The sequence below is a fragment of the Erwinia sp. S43 genome, assembly GCF_016624745.1.
Classification (GTDB): domain Bacteria; phylum Pseudomonadota; class Gammaproteobacteria; order Enterobacterales; family Enterobacteriaceae; genus Erwinia; species Erwinia coffeiphila.
The window spans coordinates 242,520-261,979 of record NZ_JACVTX010000001.1 but is presented as its reverse complement, the minus strand read 5'-3'; the positions used below and the strand labels follow the sequence as shown (position 1 = coordinate 261,979).

General features: G+C 57.7%; 20 protein-coding genes, 1 pseudogene and 1 riboswitch. Of the genes and pseudogenes, 6 read left to right on the top strand and 15 right to left on the bottom strand.

Translation table 11 applies throughout. From position 1 onward, the window contains the following. Positions 1–2 precede the first annotated feature (2 nt). The 4 genes from IBT47_RS01265 to IBT47_RS01250 all read left to right on the top strand — a co-directional run bounded on the left by IBT47_RS01265 (position 3) and on the right by IBT47_RS01250 (position 3,508). A complete protein-coding gene (locus IBT47_RS01265) occupies positions 3–1,472 on the top strand; it encodes an aspartate aminotransferase family protein (protein ID WP_105593833.1) in 1,470 nt (489 codons plus the stop codon). Positions 1,473–1,613: 141 nt separating this feature from the next. Further along, on the top strand, positions 1,614–2,555 hold the full coding sequence (locus IBT47_RS01260) for a ketopantoate reductase family protein (RefSeq protein WP_200558819.1): 942 nt from the start codon (positions 1,614–1,616) through the stop codon (positions 2,553–2,555). A gap of 81 nt (positions 2,556–2,636) precedes the next feature. After that, positions 2,637–3,146: a thioredoxin family protein gene (locus IBT47_RS01255; RefSeq protein WP_200558817.1), complete on the top strand. Its 510-nt coding sequence runs from the start codon at positions 2,637–2,639 to the stop codon at positions 3,144–3,146. 2 nt (positions 3,147–3,148) lie between these two features. Then, on the top strand, positions 3,149–3,508 hold the full coding sequence (locus IBT47_RS01250; RefSeq protein ID WP_105593836.1) for an MmcQ/YjbR family DNA-binding protein: 360 nt from the start codon (positions 3,149–3,151) through the stop codon (positions 3,506–3,508). Between the two features lies 1 nt (position 3,509). Here the strand turns inward: IBT47_RS01250 and IBT47_RS01245 are convergent. The 9 genes and pseudogenes from IBT47_RS01245 to IBT47_RS01205 form a co-directional block, all read right to left on the bottom strand. After that, positions 3,510–3,662, bottom strand: a pseudogene (locus IBT47_RS01245) (DNA-binding protein); the annotation flags it as partial. 13 nt (positions 3,663–3,675) lie between these two features. Beyond that, positions 3,676–3,906: a DUF1272 domain-containing protein gene (locus IBT47_RS01240; RefSeq protein WP_200558815.1), complete on the bottom strand. Its 231-nt coding sequence runs from the start codon at positions 3,904–3,906 to the stop codon at positions 3,676–3,678. 162 nt (positions 3,907–4,068) lie between these two features. After that, a complete protein-coding gene (uca, locus tag IBT47_RS01235; protein WP_200558813.1) occupies positions 4,069–7,680 on the bottom strand; it encodes an urea carboxylase in 3,612 nt (1,203 codons plus the stop codon). Between the two features lie 77 nt (positions 7,681–7,757). Then, positions 7,758–7,922, bottom strand: coding sequence for a hypothetical protein (locus IBT47_RS01230; RefSeq protein WP_172606625.1), 165 nt, complete (start codon positions 7,920–7,922; stop codon positions 7,758–7,760). Beyond that, positions 7,913–8,548: an urea amidolyase associated protein UAAP2 gene (locus IBT47_RS01225; RefSeq protein WP_200558811.1), complete on the bottom strand. Its 636-nt coding sequence runs from the start codon at positions 8,546–8,548 to the stop codon at positions 7,913–7,915. The genes IBT47_RS01230 and IBT47_RS01225 overlap by 10 nt, the downstream gene beginning before the upstream one ends. After that, positions 8,545–9,288 (bottom strand): urea amidolyase associated protein UAAP1, encoded by a 744-nt coding sequence (locus IBT47_RS01220; protein ID WP_200558809.1) that lies wholly within the window; start codon positions 9,286–9,288, stop codon positions 8,545–8,547. The genes IBT47_RS01225 and IBT47_RS01220 overlap by 4 nt, the downstream gene beginning before the upstream one ends. Then, the gene (locus IBT47_RS01215) at positions 9,285–10,073 is read right to left on the bottom strand and encodes an ABC transporter ATP-binding protein (RefSeq protein WP_200558807.1); all 789 of its coding nucleotides are present in this window, start codon (positions 10,071–10,073) and stop codon (positions 9,285–9,287) included. The genes IBT47_RS01220 and IBT47_RS01215 overlap by 4 nt, the downstream gene beginning before the upstream one ends. Beyond that, positions 10,070–10,885, bottom strand: coding sequence for an ABC transporter permease (locus tag IBT47_RS01210; protein ID WP_200558805.1), 816 nt, complete (start codon positions 10,883–10,885; stop codon positions 10,070–10,072). The genes IBT47_RS01215 and IBT47_RS01210 overlap by 4 nt, the downstream gene beginning before the upstream one ends. Before the next feature lie 24 nt (positions 10,886–10,909). After that, a complete protein-coding gene (locus tag IBT47_RS01205) occupies positions 10,910–11,968 on the bottom strand; it encodes a putative urea ABC transporter substrate-binding protein (protein ID WP_200558803.1) in 1,059 nt (352 codons plus the stop codon). 59 nt (positions 11,969–12,027) lie between these two features. Beyond that, positions 12,028–12,127, bottom strand: a riboswitch (guanidine-I (ykkC/yxkD leader). A 269-nt stretch (positions 12,128–12,396) separates the two neighbouring features. Here IBT47_RS01205 and IBT47_RS01200 point away from each other — a divergent pair. Continuing rightward, the gene (locus IBT47_RS01200) at positions 12,397–13,413 is read left to right on the top strand and encodes a lipoate--protein ligase A (RefSeq protein ID WP_200558802.1); all 1,017 of its coding nucleotides are present in this window, start codon (positions 12,397–12,399) and stop codon (positions 13,411–13,413) included. A gap of 103 nt (positions 13,414–13,516) precedes the next feature. Here IBT47_RS01200 and IBT47_RS01195 read toward each other — a convergent pair whose 3' ends face one another. From IBT47_RS01195 to IBT47_RS01170, 6 genes are all read right to left on the bottom strand, one after another. After that, complete coding sequence (locus tag IBT47_RS01195) at positions 13,517–14,092, bottom strand: TerD family protein (RefSeq protein ID WP_105595617.1); 576 nt, start codon at positions 14,090–14,092, stop codon at positions 13,517–13,519. A gap of 72 nt (positions 14,093–14,164) precedes the next feature. Then, positions 14,165–14,743 carry a tellurium resistance membrane protein TerD gene (gene terD / locus IBT47_RS01190; protein ID WP_200558801.1) on the bottom strand — a complete coding sequence of 193 codons (579 nt, stop codon included), beginning with the start codon at positions 14,741–14,743 and terminating at the stop codon, positions 14,165–14,167. 59 nt (positions 14,744–14,802) lie between these two features. Next, positions 14,803–15,840, bottom strand: a complete 1,038-nt coding sequence (locus IBT47_RS01185) for a TerC/Alx family metal homeostasis membrane protein (RefSeq protein ID WP_105595619.1) — start codon at positions 15,838–15,840, stop codon at positions 14,803–14,805. Between the two features lie 23 nt (positions 15,841–15,863). Continuing rightward, positions 15,864–16,319, bottom strand: coding sequence for a tellurite resistance TerB family protein (locus tag IBT47_RS01180; RefSeq protein WP_105595620.1), 456 nt, complete (start codon positions 16,317–16,319; stop codon positions 15,864–15,866). 22 nt (positions 16,320–16,341) lie between these two features. Continuing rightward, positions 16,342–17,508: a TerD family protein gene (locus IBT47_RS01175; RefSeq protein WP_200558800.1), complete on the bottom strand. Its 1,167-nt coding sequence runs from the start codon at positions 17,506–17,508 to the stop codon at positions 16,342–16,344. Continuing rightward, positions 17,508–18,089 (bottom strand): TerD family protein, encoded by a 582-nt coding sequence (locus IBT47_RS01170; RefSeq protein ID WP_105595622.1) that lies wholly within the window; start codon positions 18,087–18,089, stop codon positions 17,508–17,510. Before IBT47_RS01170 ends, IBT47_RS01175 begins: the two co-directional genes overlap by 1 nt. Positions 18,090–18,404: 315 nt before the next feature. Here IBT47_RS01170 and IBT47_RS01165 point away from each other — a divergent pair, with 315 nt between their 5' ends. Further along, on the top strand, positions 18,405–19,460 hold the full coding sequence (locus IBT47_RS01165; RefSeq protein ID WP_200558798.1) for an ATP-grasp domain-containing protein: 1,056 nt from the start codon (positions 18,405–18,407) through the stop codon (positions 19,458–19,460).

The following is a 19,460-nucleotide window of genomic DNA, read 5'->3' as shown; positions in this document are numbered from 1 at the left end:
CGATGTCCAGGTTAAACCCGATTCTGGCAGGTTCAGCGCAAAGCACTGAAGCCTATCGCCAGGCGATTGCCCAGAGTAGCGAAGCAGTAGCCCAGTGGCTGCAGCAGCCCGAGATGTATCAGGGTAAAACCGTTGCCGAACTGCGCGAGCGAATTACGCTTGATTTCAATCCGCAGGGGCTGGGTAATCAGGCCGCGATTGAGCGTGCAATTGAGTACTTCCTGAAAGACAGCCTTGCGGTCCATCACCCGCAGTGCGTGGCGCACCTGCACTGCCCTAGCCTGGTGGTAAGCCAGGCGGCGGAAGTGCTGATCAACGCCACTAACCAGAGCATGGACTCATGGGATCAAAGCCCGTCAGCGACCATCATCGAGATGAAGCTGATTGAATGGCTGCGCACCCAGGTTGGCTATCAGCCCGGCGATGCCGGGGTATTCACCAGCGGCGGTACTCAGAGCAATCTGATGGGCCTGATGCTGGCACGCGATGCCTTCTTTGCCCGCCAGGGACACTCAATTCAGCAGGATGGCCTGGTTGGCAACCTGAAGAAAATCCGTGTTCTCTGCTCCGAGCATGCGCACTTCTCCGTGCAGAAGAACATGGCGCTGCTGGGTCTGGGTTATCAGTCGGTTACGCTGGTGAAAACCGATCGCTTCTCCCGTATGGATCTTAACGATCTGCAGGAGAAACTGGCGCAGGCGGAGGCTAACGGCGAGCAGATTCTGGCTATCGTCGCCACTGCCGGTACTACCGACGCGGGTGCAATCGATCCGCTGCGGGCGATTGCCGAGCTGGCTGCCGAGCGCCAGATTTGGGTTCACGTTGATGCGGCCTGGGGCGGTGCGCTGCTGCTGTCCGAAAAGTATCGCGACTACCTGGACGGCCTGGAGCTGGTGGATTCCATTACTCTGGACTTCCACAAGCAGTTCTTCCAGACCATCAGCTGCGGTGCTTTCCTGCTGAAGGAAGCGCGCCACTACGAGCTGATGCGCTATCAGGCGGCTTACCTGAACTCCGAGTTTGATGAAGCCCAGGGTGTACCAAACCTGGTGTCTAAATCGCTGCAAACCACCCGCCGCTTCGATGCATTGAAGCTGTGGATGGGTCTGGAGGCGCTAGGCCAGAAACAGTACGCGGAGATCATCGATCACGGCGTAACGCTGGCGCAGGACGTGGCTCAGTACGTCAGCGAGCAGCCGGCGCTGGAGCTGGTGATGCAGCCGCAGCTGGCCAGCGTGCTGTTCCGCTACCGTACGCAGCAGCTCTCTGACGCGGGTGATACTGCCCTGGCGCTGTTCAACCAGAAAATCGGTGATGTGCTGCTGGAATCTGGCCGCGCTAACGTCGGTGTAACCGAAGCGGACGGCGTAACCTGCCTGAAGCTGACGCTGCTTAACCCGACGGTCACGCTGGAAGACATCAAAGTGCTGCTGGCGCTGGTAGAAAAAACCGCCGAGCAGATCGCGGCGTAAATTTTCGCCCGCTCAGGGACTTAACTGAAAGCCGGTGACAGCAATGTCACCGGCTTTTTTGTTGCCCATCTCGGCGAGAGATTGATAGCATGTCGGTTCACGGAGTCTGAACCTTTATGTTTCGCAACGATGGAGTGGATTATGCGTATTTTGATTGTTGGCGCGGGAGCAACCGGCGGTTACTTTGGTGCAAGGCTGGCGCAGGCCGGGCGTGATGTCACCTTCCTGCTGCGCGAGCGTCGCAGCCAGCAGCTACAAAAAAACGGGTTGATCCTGCAAACCCCGCAGGGGCGTGAAACCCTGAACCCCGTAACCCTCCTCGCCGCTGAAATCAGCAGCCCTTACGATCTCATCGTGCTGACGGTGAAGGGCTTCGGCTTGCAGCAGGCCATGGAGGATATTGCACCGGCAGTCGGTCCGAATACGCTGATCCTCCCTGTCCTCAACGGCATGCGGCATATCGATTTACTTCGCCAGCGCTTTGGCGATCGTCATGTTATCGGCGGACTGTGCAAAATCCACGCTACGCTGGGGGCAGAGGGCGAGATTGTCCAGCTCTCGCCGCTGCATCAGCTCTATTACGGCGCGCTCAACGGCGATAACGGCGAAAGACTACAGCAGCTGGATTCTACCCTGCGTGACTGCGGCTTTGACGCCTTCCTCAGCGATGCTATCGCCTGTGAGCTGTGGGAAAAATGGCTGCTGCTGAGTACCCTGGGGGCGGTAACCTGCCTGGCCCGCGGTGATACCCGCCAGGTCGTCGCCTCCGGCGGCGGTCAGGCCATGTTAACCGGGCTGTTTAATGAGGTACTTTCTACCCTGATTGCTGAAGGTTATCAGCATCGTCAGGCGCAGACGGACGGCATTTTAACCTGGCTCAGCAACCCGGATACCCCGCTGACATCGTCGATGTATCGCGATTTAATGCAGGGATATGATATTGAAGCCGATCAGATTATTGGCGATCTGGTTCAGCGCGCCCAACGCCATCAGCTGGCGACGCCGCTGCTGAATGCGGTATGGGTCAATTTGCAGGTGTACCTGCTTCAGCGACAGGCATCTTCAGAGACGGCAGCGTCATAACGGCAATACCCAACGCCAGGCTGATATTTCAGCCTGGTCCAGCACGTTGATACCATACTAATTTACCTTTGGGAGCAGCAGGTGACAGATTTCAATACACTGATCGAACTTGGCGTCGACTATCCGCAGTTTATCCGCCAGGGCAATGATGAGCAGATCCAGCATCTGCTGCGCGAGCAGGCGAAAACCGAACGAGTCGGCTTTCTCTCTGACGAGCTGAAAGGCGAAATCGAACGGCTGGACGGCAGCTACACGCTGCTGGTTGCCGCAGAAATGTGGTGCCCGGACTGCCTGCGCAACGTGCCTGCTTTTCAGGCGCTGTGCCGTTTGGCACCCGATGTGAAGATGAGTATCATTACCCGCGACCAGGCGACGGTGCTGTTCCAACAGCAGTTTGGCGTGGAAAGAGTGAAGATTCCGTTTGCGGCAATCCTTGATGCAGAATTGAATCCGCTTGGCACCTTTATTGAGCGCCCGCAGTCGGTGCTCAACGGTGATGAAGACACCCTGTCCTCCTATAAGCAGGGCGAACGTCTGGCGGACACCGTTGAAGATATCGTGGCGGTTATCCAACAGCATCGGAAGTCTTAATCATGGACGGTGGACAAATTCATGCGGCGGCTATTGCGGCCGCTGAACTGCTCTCCGGTTCAGAATGCAGCTACCCTTTTGGCCCGGAGCATCAGGTGTTCAAGGTGGCGGATAAAATGTTTCTGCTGCTTACCGAGCTGCGCGGGGAAAAAATTATCACCCTGAAGTGCCAGCAGGAACAGGGCGAGCTGCACCGGGCGATCTATGACTCGATCCACCCGGGCTATCACATGAATAAACGCCACTGGATTTCGGTTCATCCGGGCGAGAAAATCACCGCCGGGCTGGTCGAACAGCTGGTGAATGATTCCTGGCGACTGGTGCTCAACGGCGTGCCGAAATATAAGCATCCGCGCTTTTAAGCGCGTCTGTAACATGGCGTAATGCCAGCAGAAATGCCTGCCCACCCTCTTCATCAATATCCAGCAAAGCCTGATTAAGATAGTCCTGAGCAAAGCTAGGATCTTCGCGCAGAATTTCAATCATGGCCTCATCATGTAAGCTGTCTTTAGCCACAGGTCTCCTCGCTTTATCCTTCCCTCAGCACCCGCACGGTAGAAGCCGGGAACTTCTCCAGCTTGATCGCCGGGCGGATGGGTCTGCGCACCAGTTCACCGCCGCAGTTCGGGCATTTGCCCTGTAGATGTTTCTCTGCGCAGTCGCGGCAAAAGGTACATTCAAACGAACAGATTACCGCATCCAGAGATTCCGGCGGCAGGTTGATATCGCAGTATTCACATCCCGGTCGTAGTTCCAGCATTTACCCCATCCTCGTCGTCGTTTTTTAGTCAGCATACCGTCCGTTTGCCGTCGGCGAAATACCGTTTTCGGACAGCAAACGGACAGAACGGGACAGGATCGCCGTTCCTGCGTGAATACCCGCGCCACGCAGAACGGCACCTGTACCAGGATGCCTGCGCGGTCAGTCCTGCTCAATGACCACCACGCACTGCCCGGCCCTGACGGCGGAACCCGGTGCGGCACGTACCTCGCGGACGATACCGTTGCAGGGGGCCAGCAGTGGGATCTCCATTTTCATCGATTCCAGAATCACCAGAGGCTCGCCTTTAGTGACAGCGTCACCCACATTTGCGCTGACCTGCCACAGATTACCGGCAATACTGCTTTCCACCGCCTGATGCCCCGCCGCCAGCGGTTGGTATTCATCCTCAACGACCGCTTCTTCCTGGCTGTCGAAGTGTGCCTGGCCGGAAGCGATCCAGCGCTGGCGTTCGGCATCAAACGCAGACTGCTGATGATCGCGGAATGCCGAAATAGTCTGGCTTTCCTGCGTCAGAAACGCCTGATAGTCGGCCAGCGCCAGTTCACTTTGCTCGATTCTTAGCGGATAGCGCCCCAGCGGGAAGTCGTGGCGGATAGTTTCCAGCTCGGCGGCGCTGACCGGGAAGAAGCGAATGCGGTCGAAGAAGCGCAGCAGCCAGGGTTTACCGTTAAAGTCCGCCACATTGCGATAGCGGTTCCACATTTGCAGGGTGCGGCCAACAAACTGATAGCCTCCGGGCCCTTCCATCCCGTAAACGCACAGATAGGCACCGCCGATACCGACTGAGTTTTCGGCAGTCCAGGTGCGTGCCGGATTGTACTTGGTGGTCACCAGACGGTGGCGCGGATCGAGCGGCGTGGCCACCGGTGCGCCGAGATAAACGTCGCCCAGCCCCATTACCAGATAGCTGGCTTCAAACACCGTACGATAAACCGCATCGATATCCGGCAGATCGTTAATCCGGCGGATAAACTCCAGGTTGCTCGGGCACCAGGGAGCATCGCGGCGCACGGTGGTCATGTATTTATCAATCGCCTGCTGGCACGCCGGATCGTCCCAGGAGAGCGGCAGCCAGACCTCGCGCGACGGCACGCGCAGATCCCGCTGCTGGCAGACGTCCTGCCACAGCGGCGCAATCGTCGCCAGCAGCGATTCCAGTGACAGCTCGTCCGGGCGGTAGTGGATTTGTAGCGAACGGATACCGGGCGTGAGGTCAATGATCGCCGGATTCTGTAGTGTCTCCAGCGCCTGCATCAGGGCGTGTGCACGAAAGCGCAGCACCAGATCCAGCTCCGCCGCGCCGATTTCCAGCAGCAGATGCGTGTCGCCGGACAGGCGGGCGACCAGCCGACGATCGTCCTGGCCGCAGTCCAGCACCACCGGGGACGCAATCGGTGCAGTCAGCCAGCGGTTCTCCTGCGGCTGAAGCGTTGCCAGTTCGGTTCGACGCTCGGCCACCAACCGCCGCGCGGTAGTGATATCGACCGGTACAAAGCGCAGGCGATCGCCCGCCTTGAGCTGTCCTAGCTGCCAGAGGTCCGCCTCAATTACGGTGACCGGGCAGACAAATCCGCCCAGGCTTGGGCCGTCGGGCCCGAGGATCACCGGCATATCGCCGGTAAAATCCACCGCGCCCACCGCATAGGGATTATCGTGAATATTTGACGGATGCAGCCCCGCTTCACCGCCGCTTTCACGCACCCACTCCGGTTTGGGACCAATCAACCGCACGCCGGTGCGGCTGGAGTTAAAGTGAACCTGCCACTCGGTAGCAAAGAAGACATCAATCCACTCGGCGGTGAAATATTCCGGTGCGCCGTGTGGGCCATAAATCACCCGCAGCGTCCGGACATCGGGCAGCGGCGGGCAGAGTTCAGCTGGAAGCGTGGCTCCAGCGACACCGCTATCGGCATAGGCATCGCAGGCAGCAAGATGCAGCACATCGCCGGTACGTAAGGCACGACCGGCATGGCCGCCAAACTGACCGAGAGTAAAGGTGCTTTTGCTGCCCAGATACTCCGGCACGGCAATACCGCCGAGCAGGCACAGATAACTACGTGCGCCAGCGCTGGCGATCTCGCCTAGCTTCAGTACGGAACCGGCGGAAACCGCCAGCGTGGTATTCATCGGCAGAGGCACGTCGTCCAGTTCGATGCTGATTTCTGCGCCGGTAATGGCGATAACGGCGGCGGTATTAAAGCGCAGCGTCGGGCCGCTCAGGGTGATTTCCAGCGCCGCATCGGTCGGTGCGTTATCCAGCAGCCGGTTGCCCAGCCTTAGCGCACGGTCGTCCATCGGTCCCGACGGCGGCACGCCGACCGCCCAGTAACCCAGCCTGCCGGGATAATCCTGTACCGTGGTTTGCGTGCCGGGCTGGAGTACTTCGATAGTTTCGGTCAGATAAACCAGCTGCTCCAGGCAGCGCGTCCACGGCAGGCCGCTGGCGAAAGGCCGATCGGCCAGGATCTGCTGCAGGTACTGACGGTTGGTTTCTACGCCGTAAAGGCGGATGTCGCCGAGCGCGTCGCTCAGCGCGGCGGTCGCTTCTTCACGGCTGTCGGCCCAGGTGATGACTTTTGCCAGCAGCGGATCGAAGAACGGCGGGATTTCACAGCCCGCTTCAATCCAACTGTCGATGCGCAACCGCTGACCGTCTGCCGATGGGAAACTGACCTCGGTCAGCAGCCCGGGCGACGGCTGGAACTGGCGGGCGGGATCTTCGGCATACAGCCGCGCCTGAATCGAATGCCCCTGCGGCTGCAATCCTGCCGCCAGCTCCGCCAGCGGCGGCAGCGCTCCTGCGGCCAGTTCGATCATCCAGCGAACCAGATCCACGCCCCACACCTGCTCGGTTACGCCGTGTTCCACCTGCAGACGGGTATTGACTTCAAGGAAGTAAAACTGCTGCGCGTCACTGTCGTAAACGAACTCCACGGTGCCCGCGCTGCGATAATTAACCGCTTTCGCCAACTGTAAGGCAGCGCTGCACAGCGCGTCTGCCATCCCTTCCGGCAGATTCGGTGCCGGGGTTTCTTCAATGACTTTCTGATTGCGGCGCTGAACCGAGCAGTCGCGTACGCCAAGAGCGATCGCGTCTCCGGCACCGTCACCGAAGACCTGGACCTCCAGATGGCGCGCGCGGGTAATGTACTTTTCAATAAACACGCCGCCGTCGCTGAAGTTGTTTTCGCCCAGTCGTTTTACCGTGGCAAACGCGTCGGCCAGTTCGCGGGCATCACCACAGACGCGCATACCAATGCCGCCGCCGCCCGCCGTGCTTTTCAACATCACCGGATAGCCAACCTTTTCTGCGGTGTTTAGCGCATCATCAACGCTGTCCAGCAGATCGCTGCCCTCCAGCAGCGGCACCCCCTGACGGCGGGCCAGATCGCGGGCGGTATGTTTCAGGCCAAACAGCCGCAGCTGCTCCGGGGTCGGGCCGATAAAGGTGATACCTGCCGCTTCGCAGGCGTCGGCAAACGCCGCATTTTCCGACAGGAAGCCGTAACCAGGGTGAATGGCCTGTGCTCCGCTTTCACGTGCGGCCGCAATGATTTTATCCACCACTAAATAGGTTTGCGCCGCAGGCCCGTCGCCAAGGCTGATGGCCTCATCGGCCTGGCTGATATGCAGACTGCCGGCATCCGCTTCGGAAAACACCGCAACGCCGCTGACGTTCATGGATTTCAGCGTGCGCAGAATGCGACAGGCCAGCGTGGCACGGTTGGCAATAAGGACTTTTGTAAACATGGTTGAGACTCACACTCTGGCGGGCCGTCCCGCCATCAATCCGATCTCCTGTGGTCGTCCACCGGAGAAAAATCGCCTTAACGCGAGCGGGATGATGCGCGCCCGCTGAGGTGGCCCGACGGATCGGACAGCACCGCATAATTTGCGGTGCGGGCTTCCAGCAGCCGCAGGCATAGCAGCCCCGCTTTCTGCCAGAAACGCAGCGGCATCACTAATCGCAAGCGCTGAAAAATTAATTCCATATCAGTACCTCAGCCGCGGTCGGGTTCCAGCCGTTGCAGGGATTGTTCAACTGCGGGCAGTTAGAGATCAGCACGATCACATCGCATTCCGCGTGCAGTTCAACGTACTTACCGGCGGCCGAAATACCGTCGGCAAAGGTCAATCCCCCGTCCGGGGTCACCGGCACGTTCATAAAGAAGTTGATATTCGCAGCGAGGTCGCGCTTTTGCAGGCGACCATCGTGCAGACTGGCGCAGAGGAAGTTGTCGCGGCAGCTGTGCATATGGCGTTTATCCAGCGCATAGCGCACGGTGTTGCTCTCCTGTGAACAGGCACCGCCCAGCGTATCGTGGCGGCCGCAGGTATCGGCAACGATAGTCAACAGCGGGTTGCCGAGGTTGGAGTAAAGTACGCTGCCGGTGGTGAGGTAAACGTTATTCTGGCGGCGCAGCGTGCGCTGGGCATCGTAGCGTTCCCGCGGATTACGGGCATTGTAGAACAGCGTATCCACCGCCTGATTGCCCTCAAGATCGAGCAGGCGCATCGTCTGTCCCTGGCGCACTTCAAACAGAAACGGTTCGCCCGCCGGAATGGTATGGCGGTATATCGCATCGCGGATATCTCGGGTGCTGGCAACGGGATTCATAGTGGGGCTCCATGGCGGCAAAACTGTGTGGTGTTGATCAGCGCGCGGGCGTTCTCAGCGCGGATTTCGGTACAGGACAGCAGCGCAGCGGGAGCGTCCGCCTCCCGGAAGCTCAGGCTGACCGGGCGCGGAGCATACTCGGTCGCCGGGTCCATCGGATGCTGCAGCGCGGTCATAATCACCAGCACGTCGAGCGGCGCGTAAAGTTCGATATAGCTGCCGGGGCGGGAATAGTCGCGTTCGAAATGGAAGTGGCCCTCCTCATCCACCGTAACTTTACTGAACAGGTTCAGGGTCATCAGCAGATCCTGCAGGTTCAAATCCCATTTACCCATCTCGACCAGCAGGTTGTCGGTGCCGTTGCGATAAAAGCCGTTTCTCAGCTCCTGGTAACGACCCTGGCCGTATTTTTCCAACGTTTCAGCCGCATTGAGCACGCCGCCAAAGCTGTCGTGCCAGCCGCAGGTATCCGCCACGATGGCCGCCAGAACCCGGCCCATATCGGAATACAGGCAGTGGCCGGTGGTCAGCTTCGCCGTGTGCTGCGCTTTGAGGGTATCCGGCAGATTCAGGCGGTCGCTTTTCTCTGCGGCGTTCAGCATCATCAGGCTGACGTTGGCACCGCCGGTGGTATCGGTGATGCGCAGGACCTGCCCGCGACGCAGGATAAATGAGGTGTGTCCGCCGCCCGGCAGAACTTCGCTCTCAGTATCGGCATGATTGTGTTGAATGGTGTTCACAGGGAAAGCTCCTTTATGGCTGAAGCCGACGCAGCGGTCGTCACGATATCGCGTGGCGGCTGGCGCTGCTCGTTCAGCGGGATGTCATAGGTGATCCGGGCGCCGTACGCTTCCGGTTCGTGGGGATCGATACGCACTTTGTCAAACACCAGCAGCCGGGTGCCCAGATGGAACCCTTCGCTCAGATCGTGAGTGACCATAAACACCGTCAGGCGGGTTTCCTGCCACAGTTCCAGTAGCAGCTGGTGCATATCTTTACGGATGCCGGGATCGAGTGCGCCAAAAGGCTCGTCGAGCAGCAGTACGCGCGGCTGCATAATGAACGCCTGGGCAATCGCCAGCCGCTGCTGCATGCCGCCCGATAGCTGGGCAGGGTATTTGTTCAGCGCATGCCCCAGCCCCACCCGTACCAGCAGTGCAGCGGCCTTTTCCCTCGCCTCCCGCTTTTGCTGGCCGAACAGGCGGCCGCTCCAGCGTGAGCGCGGCAGCTCCAGCCCGATGGTGACGTTGTCCAGCACGCTGAGATGGGGAAAAACGGAATAGCGCTGGAACACCACGCCCCGGGTGATATCCGGCTCCGGTTTGAGCGGTTCTCCGTCCAGCAGAATCTGCCCTCGACTGGGCTTTTCCTGGCCCAGTAGCAGACGCAGAAAGGTCGATTTTCCGCAGCCTGATGCCCCGACCATGGTGCAGAACTCCCCTTCGGCAATGTGCAGATTCAGGCGCTCCAGCACCACATGGCGGCCATACTCCTGCCAGATGTTGTCGATGACGATAAAACTCATGACTGTGCTCCTGTCGACCACGGGAACCATTTACGATTCAGATAGCGCAGGCCGAGATCCATCAGCCAGGCCAGCAGAGTGATCCACACCACATAAGGCAGGATCACATCCATCGCCATATAGCGGCGCACCAGAAAAATGCGGTAGCCCAGCCCGGCGGTGGCGGAAATCGCCTCTGCGGAGATCAGGAACAGCCACGCCGCGCCCAGCATTAACCGCAGTGAGACCAGCAGTCGAGACAGCAGCTGCGGCAGCACCACGCGCAGGACCAGCGTCCAGCTGCTGGCCCCCAGCGTTTGCGCCTTAATCAGGATTTCTACCGGGATCTCCCGCGCCCGCTGCTCCAGATCCCGCGCCAGCATCGGCGTGACGCCAATAACAATCAGCATTACCTTCGACAGCTCGTCGAGGCCGAACACGATAAACAGCACCGGCAGTATCGCCAGCGGCGGCACCATCGAAATCACCGTCATAAAGGTCGAAAGCGGTGCGCGCAGCATGGGGAAAACCCCGGAGGCAATGCCGAAGCACAGCCCCAACAGCGCAGCGATGCTCAGCCCGACCAGCAGACGCGCCAGGCTGACCAGCGTATCGGTCCAGAACAGGTAATCGCCGCTGCGTTTGTCCGCTACGAAGGCCATACGGTGCACGGCATCGATCATCTGTCCCAGACCCGGCAGAAGTTTGTCCTGCGGGTTGGCCTCCAGACGGATGGCCGAACCGATCAGCCACGCGGCGATCACCAGCACAAACGGCAGCAGTATCAGCATCAGGCGCGCGCCTGGCGTCGGGTTGCGATTAATTTGCCGCATTGTGTTTACTCCTTGCGCCATCGGTTACAGCTTGCCGTCTGCGGCCATCTGCAGATAGCTGTCGTCGAAGCGCAGTTTCAGGTTGCCGCTGTCGCCCTGCGTCACGCCGCCGGGGAACTGCATGCCGATAAAGTCCGCACTCTGCGCGCCGTCGCCCAGTAGCCCCTTATCAAAGGAGAACTGCGCCACGCGCTGCATGGTTTTTGCCAGCTCGCTGCCGGTTATAAACTGCAGGTTATCGGCCGGGGTATAAAACAGATGGGTAGTTTTCAGCTGAGCCTGATAGCCCACCAGATCGGTGCCGGAGGCTGTCGCCATTTCAGTCAGGGCTTTGTTATCCCCGGCCTTCATCAGCGCCATCATTTCAAACCAGGCACCGGTCAGCGCCTTGCCCAGCGCCGGGTTGTCTTTCAGCACGGCGGTGTTCACCACCATCATGTCGATCAGCTCGCCGGGAACCTGTTGCGAGCCGAACACTTCGGTGGTATCCGGAGTGGCTTTGATTACCGAAAGCTGCGGATTCCAGGCCACGGCGGCCTGCACGCCAGGGGTGGCGAAGGCGGAAACGATATCGGCATCGGAGGTGTTCACTACCGTGACGTCTTTCTCCTGCAGCCCGGCTTTCTCCAGGCCACGCACCAGCAGATAATGCGATACGGACAGCTCAGGCAGATACACCTTCATGCCTTTCAGGTCATTCAGGGTTTTGCCTTTGCCCTTCAGCACCACGCCGTCGTTGCCTTCGGAATAGCTGCCGAGGATCAGCGCGGTGCTGTCCACGCCGCCGGCAGCAGGAATGGTCAGCGCATCCATATTGGTCATGGTGCAGCCGTCAAACTGCCCGGCGGTGTACTGGTTGATTGACTCGATGTAGTCGTTGAGCTGGGTGACGTGGATTTTAATGCCGTACTTCGCGGCCCACTTATCGATGATGCCGGAGCTGGAAATCTGCCCCCAGGGCATCCAGCCTGCATAGATGGTCCAGCAGACGTTGAATTCTTTCTTGGCGGCGGCCTGCGTCGGCAGGCTGAGAAGCGCGGTGGCGGTAAGGAGACAGGCGCCCAGCAAACGGGATAGTTTCATATCGGACCTCGGTGTCGGCGGAAAAAATACGGGAGCAGCGCTACACCTGCGGTGTTGCTGTCTCCCGGGCTTTTGTCCCGCCGTGTAACCTCAACCGAGGTCGCCAGCTCTCGGACCAGACATCCACGTTGGTGGACCGGAACCCTAGCCTGCTATTTTTTATTAGTTATCTGGGTAACGCTGCTGCTTAGTGAGATAAAGGCAAAAGCTATGCCAGAAGTTCAATTCCATTTTAAACAATGAGTTGCGATAATCAGAACGCGCGAGTTATCTTTTTCTGCCTCACGATCAGGCAGGTTGCATCACTTCAGTGCAGCCCGGCATACGGACGAAGGTGACACGCCGGTCGCCGCAAGAGTATGATCCCTGCGCCGCACTCCCGCCGTCGCGCACTGCCCGGCGGCCTTAATATGGAAATGGAGTTACTGATGTCCTCACTGCGTTTGCTGTTATCTGAATCCTGGGACCCGTGGTTTAACCTTGCAGTGGAAGAGTGCATCTTCCGCCAGATGCCTACCACCCAGCGGGTGCTGTTCCTGTGGCGCAATGCGGAAACGGTGGTCATTGGCCGGGCGCAGAATGCGTGGAAAGAGTGCAATACCCGCCGCATGGAGGAAGATGGCATTCGCCTGGCGCGCCGCAGCAGCGGTGGTGGCGCGGTGTTTCACGACCTCGGCAACTGCTGCTTTACCTTTATGGCCGGTAAGCCGGAGTACGACAAAAGCGTGTCTACCGGGATTATCCTGCACGCGCTGGAAGCATTGGGCATGACGGCGGAAGCTTCAGGGCGCAACGACCTGGTGGTCAGCACCGCCGACGGGATGCGCAAAGTCTCCGGTTCGGCCTATCGTGAAACCCGCGATCGCGGTTTCCATCACGGCACCCTGCTGATGAATGCCGACCTGTCGCGGCTGGCCGACTACCTGAACCCTGACGAGAAAAAGCTACAGGCCAAGGGCATCACTTCGGTACGTTCCCGCGTGGCGAATCTGCAGGAGCTTCAGCCGGATATCAGCTACGAACGAATTTGTGACGCTGTCACACAATCCTTCTTCGACTACTACGGAGACCGCTGTGAGCCGGAGCTGATTTCACCGGAAGCGTTCCCCGACCTCCCCGGCTTTGCCGAAACCTTTGCCCGCCAGAGCAGCTGGGAGTGGAACTTTGGCCAGGCCCCGGATTTCGCCCATCAGCTGGATACCCGCTTCAGCTGGGGCGGCGTGGAGATCCACGTTGACGTTGAGCGCGGCATCATTCAGCGCTGCCGGATTTACACCGACAGCCTGAATCCGGCCCCGCTGGAAGCGTTGCAGGAGCAGCTACAGGGCGTGAAATATCAGCCGCAGAGCGTTTCTCGCCAGGCGGAAGAATTGATTGCTGAGTTTCCGCAGCAGCGGGAAGAGTTGCTGCAGCTGGCGGCGTGGCTGGGGGAAAGTTTGCGCTGAGTGACACTGCCTGCCGCATTCGCCGCCTGAAAACCAGGCTCGCTCCTGACCGCAGGCGGACGAAAAAAAACCCGGGCTCGCCGGGTTTTTTATTAACTGATTATCAGACGTTAACGCCGTGCTGGGAAGCCAGCGCGGACAGACCGCCGGCAAAGCCCTGGCCTACCGCTTTGAACTTCCACTCTGCGCCGTGGCGATACAGCTCACCGAAGATCATCGCGGTTTCGGTAGAGGCATCTTCAGACAGGTCGAAACGGGCGATTTCACTGCCGTTATCGTTGTTGTAGATACGCATGAAGCTGTTGCTGACCATGCCGAAGTTCTGCTTACGCGCTTCCGCATCATAGATGGTAACCGCGAAGACCAGCTTTTTCACGTCGGCCGGGATTTTGCTCAGTTCAACTTTCACCTGCTCATCGTCGCCATCACCCGCACCGGTGCGGTTGTCGCCCTGGTGCTCAACGGAGCCGCAGCTGCTCAGCTTGTTGTTGAAGAAGATAAAGCCGCTGTCGCTCAGCACTTTGCCATCTTCGCCAACCATAAAAACTGAAGCATCCAGGTCAAAGTCCTGACCGTCGGTTACGCGAGCATCCCAGCCCAGACCGGCCATGGCGATGTTCATGGTTGGTGCTTCTTTGGTGAGGGATACGTTGCCGCCTTTTACGAGAGAAACTGCCATTTTAATGCTCCTGCTGATAATGGGTGATTCGGGCAGCGTCTTACTGCCCGGTTGGAACAATGAATAAAACTATCAGGATGCGTTGATACCGTACTGGGCACACACGGATGCCAGACCACCGGCATAACCCTGACCGACCGCGCGGAATTTCCACTCGGCGCCGTGGCGATACAGCTCGCCGAACAGCATTGCGGTTTCGGTAGAGGCATCTTCGGTCAGATCGTAACGGGCCACTTCGGTCTGGTTGTCGTCGTTAACCAGGCGGATAAACGCACCGGAAACCTGACCAAAGCTCTGACGGCGTGCCTGCGCATCGTGGATGGTGACCACGAAGACGATTTTGTCGACGTCGCCCGGGATCAGATCCAGTTTGATTTTCAGTGATTCGTCATCGCCGTCGCCTTCGCCGGTGCGGTTGTCGCCGGTGTGGCTAACGGAACCGTCGGCAGACGTCAGATTATTGTAGAAAATGAAGTCAGCATCGCCGCGAACTTTGCCGCTGGCGGCCAGCAGAAACGCTGACGCATCCAGGTCGAAGTCCTGACCATCGGTAGAACGTGCATCCCAACCCAGACCGACCAGAACATTTTTCATGGTTGGTGCTGCTTTACTCAGGGATACGTTGCCGCCTTTGGATAAAGAAACGCTCATTATATTTTCCTCATAATTAGATTTTCGAATTCGTTTTCAGTAGACGTGGACTACCGCCCTTACTTTTCTTCCTCGGCGTCGGGTTTGCCCGGGAACATCACGCTGAGGATAATCCCCACCGCCAGTACGCCCAGAACCACAAACAGGCTGGTTGTCGCCGAAATGCTGTAACCATGATGCCAGATATGATCGGTGGCATTGAGGCCCAGTTTCGCCGCGATAAAGAACAGCAGGACAATAACCGCCTTCTCCAGATGTACCAGATACTGTTTTAACGCTTCCAGAACAAAGTACAAAGTACGCAAACCAAGGATAGCGAACATCATGGCGCTGTACACAATCAGCGGCTCGCGGCTGACGGCGATGATTGCCGGTACAGAGTCGAAGGCGAACATCACGTCGGAAAGTTCAACCACCGCCACGCACAGGAACAGCGGCGTTGCATAGCGCCAGGCTTTTGCACCGCGACCAATGGTCACGTCTTTGTTTTCCGGTTTTGCCAGTTCGGCATCCACTTCTTTCTGGCTCAGAACAAAGGCGTTACCTTTGATTTTCGGCCAGATCGGGAAGAAGCGTTTGACCATGCGGTAGGCCAGATGCTGCGAATAGTCTTCGATTTCTTCACTGTCATCGCCGCTTTTCAGCATCATGACCGCGGTCCAGGCCACGATAATGGCAAAGACAACCTCAACGTAGGGACCCAGGCTGAGCAGCCCGGTACCAATCGCCACAAAGATACCCCTGAAGACGATGGCACCAATGATCCCCCAGTACAGCACGCGGTGACGGTAGCGGTCCGGTACGGCAAACCACGAGAAAATCGCCATCATCACGAACAGGTTATCAACCGACAGCACTTTCTCCAGCGCATAACCGGTAACAAACAGGCTGGCCACTTCTGCGCCGTGGTGCACGTACAGGAAGCCGGCAAAGCCCAGGGCAACAGCAACCCAGAACAGAGACCACAACGCTGCACTTTTCAGCGATATTGGCTTGTCATCGCGGTGCATGAACAGGTCAATAAGAATGGCCCCGACAGCCAGTACTACGAAAACAATGACTGTCTCTGTCGGAAAGCCGATATGCGTGGATACCATAGTTAACCCTTAAAGGTGTGACATCAAAGGCCGAATTCAGCCGGTTCAAAGCCGAGCGCGAGAGCAATTTCGCGAACGGCGTGCTGCTCATCCTGGTCAAAGTTGCCGTCGCTCTTCGCCACGGCGATACCCACGCGCAGCGCAAGCTGGGCTGCTTCCGGCTGGTCTTTGAGGGCCAGGATGTACTTCATGGTTTCACCTTTACCGATCTCAATGTCGAAATCGAAGCTGGTCACCAGTTTGTTGAAGAACTCGATAACTTCTGCGGTATCGAACACTTTCAGTTCGTCCGAAGCACGCAGAAAGCCGATCATCTTCTGTTTCTCTTCCGCGCTAACGCCGTCGCTGGAAACCGCAATACGCGCACAGACGGCCACGGTCCCCTGCATGAATTTTTTATTTTTAAAACGGCCAACCTGTTTGGTCAGCTCGTCGCGGCTGGCGTTAAACGCCCCTTTTACCTTGTCAAAGAAACCCATAGCTACTTTCCTCTGTGAATAATTATTTAGAACCCGCTTTCCAGCGAAATCCCCAGCCGAAGGCTTCATCCATGTCGGAGTGGCCTTTGAAGAACTGGTTAATACGTTCGACTTTGATATTGCCGTTTTCGTTCACCAGGCGGGCTATCGCACACATATTTCGACGGTCCTGCCCTTCGGTCAGACGCGTTTCAATCGGCGGCTGGTCCGGGATATGCAGCGTCACTACGCCATCGGTTTTATCCCAGCTCGGCACGCCTTCATAGATGAAGGCATAGATCAGCACCTCGCGAATATGCTTCCACTCGCGGCCGTTGATATGCATCCATTCGCCGTCGCTGATCGAACCGGTGCGGTCGTCGCCCTTCAGGTGCACGTAAGGTTTGTCGTTAAACGAACCGAAGGTGTTGCCCAGCGCCTGAATTACCCCTTTGCTGCCGTCGTTTAGCTCAACAAACGCGCCGATATCCAGGTCGATGCCTTTATTGCCGCCGAAGAACCCTTTCAGTCCACCCGATGAAGCCGGGGCACGATGCCAGTTCAGGTTGATGCGGATCTCACCGAAGTTATCGCGCTTGGTCAGACTGATTGCCGGTTTTTCTTTCGTCAGCGTGACTTTGCTCAGGTTGATTTTACTGGCCGGTGCGGGCGCGGGCGTTGGGGCCGGAGCAGCAGCAGGTGCTGGTGCCGGGGTATCCGCCACTTCCACGCCAAAATGTTCGGCCAGCGGCTTCAGCCCGCCGTTAAAGCCCTGGGCGATAAAGCGGAATTTCCACTCTGCATTGCGGCGATAAAACTCACCGAGAATGAGAGCCGCTTCCTGACGTCCGCTGATATCCACATTGCCGTTCAGCAGCACTTCGCCTGAAGATTCGACCTGAATCGCCAGACGTTGCAGGCCCGCGACGGTTTGCGTGCCGTCGCAGGTGACGGTAAACGCCACTTTCTGCACGGCAGCCTGCAATCGGCTGAGATCGACAGTGAAAGCGGTGTTATTACCCTGCGCATTCAGGCTGATAGTGCCATCGTTGTTTTGAGGCTGGCCGTAGAACACCATATCGGCGTCACCCTGCACCTTGCCATTTTCAAACAGGCGGAAAGCAGAGGCGTCTAGCGATGCGCCCGACAGCACGCGCACTGTCAGGGTCTGAGCGGGAACGGGGGCATTGCCCCCCGGAGTCATATTCATTAGCGCACCACTGTGGCAACAATGTCGGTATGCATCGCATCGATAGTGCGGCCGCTGCACGCTTTACCGTGAGCGGTAAAGTCCCACAGGCCGTGATTGCGGTGCAGAGAGGCGATAACGATACCGGTATGAGCGCCCTGCTCGGTCAGCTGATAACGCGCCAGTTCTTTACCCGCCTGATCCACTACGCGACAAAAGGCGTTTTCAACATCGTTAAACGACTGACCGCGGAAGCTGTTAACGGTAAAGGCCAGATACTCAACGTCGGAAGGCAGACGAGACAGATCAACGTTAATGATTTCATCATCGCCGTCGCCTTCGCCCGTCAGGTTGTCACCGCTGTGAACCACTGAGCCGCAGTCGGATTTGAGTTTACGGAACCAGATGGTGTCGATTTCGCTACCTGATTTATCCAGCAAAACACAGCCTGCATCGAGGTCGATGTCGCCATCGCCGCCAAAGATCTTACCAAACAGGCCTTTCTTCTTTACTGGGTCCCAGCCGAGGCCGAAATGCAGTTTATTAATCGCGGAAGACTGCTTGCTGAGTGATACAGTCTGGTTCTTGCTTAATGAAACCATGGTCATAATTCCTTAAGATGAGTAATGAAAAAGGCGACTGACTTTTACGTCACAATCCTTGAGGTAGAAAATCATATCATGATGATGTTCTTGCACAAGATCCTTTTTTTTGTTCATTTATGGCATTAATTTAACATATTGATTTGTATCATTTTAATGATTAAAAAATAAATATACTCTCGTATTATTTACACTTCTTTAGATGAAACTGGTACGTCTTTACGTTAATCATAATATGATTGACAACATTCTTCTGGCTCCCTACACTCGATGCTCATTTGCTGTGCAACTTTTCTCCCGGTGGATAAATACAGAATGACAATGAACATTTGGCTGATGGAAGGTTTGTCCTCACAGCGCGATATTATTCAGGGTATCTCCGCTGCGGCTGAAGCATCGCAGCAGCAGATTTCTGTTTTCGCGTCACATCGTCATCAACGTAATGAAATTCTTTCTCAGGCCGACTTTGCTCTGATTGAACCTGCGGAAGACGAGCGGCGACTGGCGTTTATTCTTTCCAGGGTCGAACAGCACGGTATTCGGGCGATTCATACCGGGCGCAATGCCCGCTGGTTCGAATCCCGCCGCGCGGAGATTGAAACCAGTGGAGCCACTCTGACCACCGGCGCTACCCGGGTTGAAATGCTGGATCTCGCCGATGACAAAGTCAGCTTTGCTGAGTCGATGGCGCAGCGCGGGCTGCCGGTCGTCCCCTCCATGCGCATTGACTCCACATCGCAGCTGCGCCAGATGCTGCTGGACTCGCCGTTTGGCGATGCGCCCCTGTGCGTGAAGCCGGTTACAGGTATTTATGGCATGGGTTTCTGGCGTTTTGATGAATCTGCCTCGCCGATGGCTGCATTTACCCACCCCGATAGTCGCCGGGTCCATCCGCATTTCTATTTACAGGCGCTGGACGCTGCCGATCGCGTTGAGCCGCTGGTGCTGATGCCCTGGCTGCCCGGTCCGGAGTATTCCGTTGATATGCTGGTTGAAAAAGGTTCTGTGCTGGCGGCGGTAGCACGACGCAAGGACGGCGCGCTGCAACATCTGGAAAACAGTGGTGAAGCTTACGAACTCGGACGCGCCTGCGCCGAAGCGATGGAGGCCGACGGGCTGGTGAATGTACAAACCCGCCATGATGCCAGTGGGAAGCCACTGCTGCTGGAAATCAACATGCGCCCTTCCGGCGGTATCGGCTACACCCGCTTTAGCGGCGTCAATCTGCCCGGCCTGTTCGCCATGCGACGCCTGGGTCTGATGACCGCACAGCAGGTACGTGACCGCGCCATCCGTGATTTTTCACCTGCCACTGTGCGATCGATAACTGACGTCGTGCGTTATCAACCGCTGACCAACCTGATCCCGTAA

Coding starts and splice junctions, on each gene's coding strand:
- IBT47_RS01265 (WP_105593833.1), top strand. CDS start 3: ATGTCCAGGTTAAACCCGATTCTGGCAGGTTCAGCGCAAAGCACTGAA.
- IBT47_RS01260 (WP_200558819.1), top strand. CDS start 1,614: ATGCGTATTTTGATTGTTGGCGCGGGAGCAACCGGCGGTTACTTTGGT.
- IBT47_RS01250 (WP_105593836.1), top strand. CDS start 3,149: ATGGACGGTGGACAAATTCATGCGGCGGCTATTGCGGCCGCTGAACTG.
- IBT47_RS01240 (WP_200558815.1), bottom strand. CDS start 3,906: ATGCTGGAACTACGACCGGGATGTGAATACTGCGATATCAACCTGCCG.
- uca (WP_200558813.1), bottom strand. CDS start 7,680: ATGTTTACAAAAGTCCTTATTGCCAACCGTGCCACGCTGGCCTGTCGC.
- IBT47_RS01230 (WP_172606625.1), bottom strand. CDS start 7,922: ATGGAATTAATTTTTCAGCGCTTGCGATTAGTGATGCCGCTGCGTTTC.
- IBT47_RS01225 (WP_200558811.1), bottom strand. CDS start 8,548: ATGAATCCCGTTGCCAGCACCCGAGATATCCGCGATGCGATATACCGC.
- IBT47_RS01215 (WP_200558807.1), bottom strand. CDS start 10,073: ATGAGTTTTATCGTCATCGACAACATCTGGCAGGAGTATGGCCGCCAT.
- IBT47_RS01210 (WP_200558805.1), bottom strand. CDS start 10,885: ATGCGGCAAATTAATCGCAACCCGACGCCAGGCGCGCGCCTGATGCTG.
- IBT47_RS01205 (WP_200558803.1), bottom strand. CDS start 11,968: ATGAAACTATCCCGTTTGCTGGGCGCCTGTCTCCTTACCGCCACCGCG.
- IBT47_RS01200 (WP_200558802.1), top strand. CDS start 12,397: ATGTCCTCACTGCGTTTGCTGTTATCTGAATCCTGGGACCCGTGGTTT.
- IBT47_RS01195 (WP_105595617.1), bottom strand. CDS start 14,092: ATGGCAGTTTCTCTCGTAAAAGGCGGCAACGTATCCCTCACCAAAGAA.
- terD (WP_200558801.1), bottom strand. CDS start 14,743: ATGAGCGTTTCTTTATCCAAAGGCGGCAACGTATCCCTGAGTAAAGCA.
- IBT47_RS01185 (WP_105595619.1), bottom strand. CDS start 15,840: ATGGTATCCACGCATATCGGCTTTCCGACAGAGACAGTCATTGTTTTC.
- IBT47_RS01180 (WP_105595620.1), bottom strand. CDS start 16,319: ATGGGTTTCTTTGACAAGGTAAAAGGGGCGTTTAACGCCAGCCGCGAC.
- IBT47_RS01175 (WP_200558800.1), bottom strand. CDS start 17,508: ATGAATATGACTCCGGGGGGCAATGCCCCCGTTCCCGCTCAGACCCTG.
- IBT47_RS01170 (WP_105595622.1), bottom strand. CDS start 18,089: ATGGTTTCATTAAGCAAGAACCAGACTGTATCACTCAGCAAGCAGTCT.
- IBT47_RS01165 (WP_200558798.1), top strand. CDS start 18,405: ATGACAATGAACATTTGGCTGATGGAAGGTTTGTCCTCACAGCGCGAT.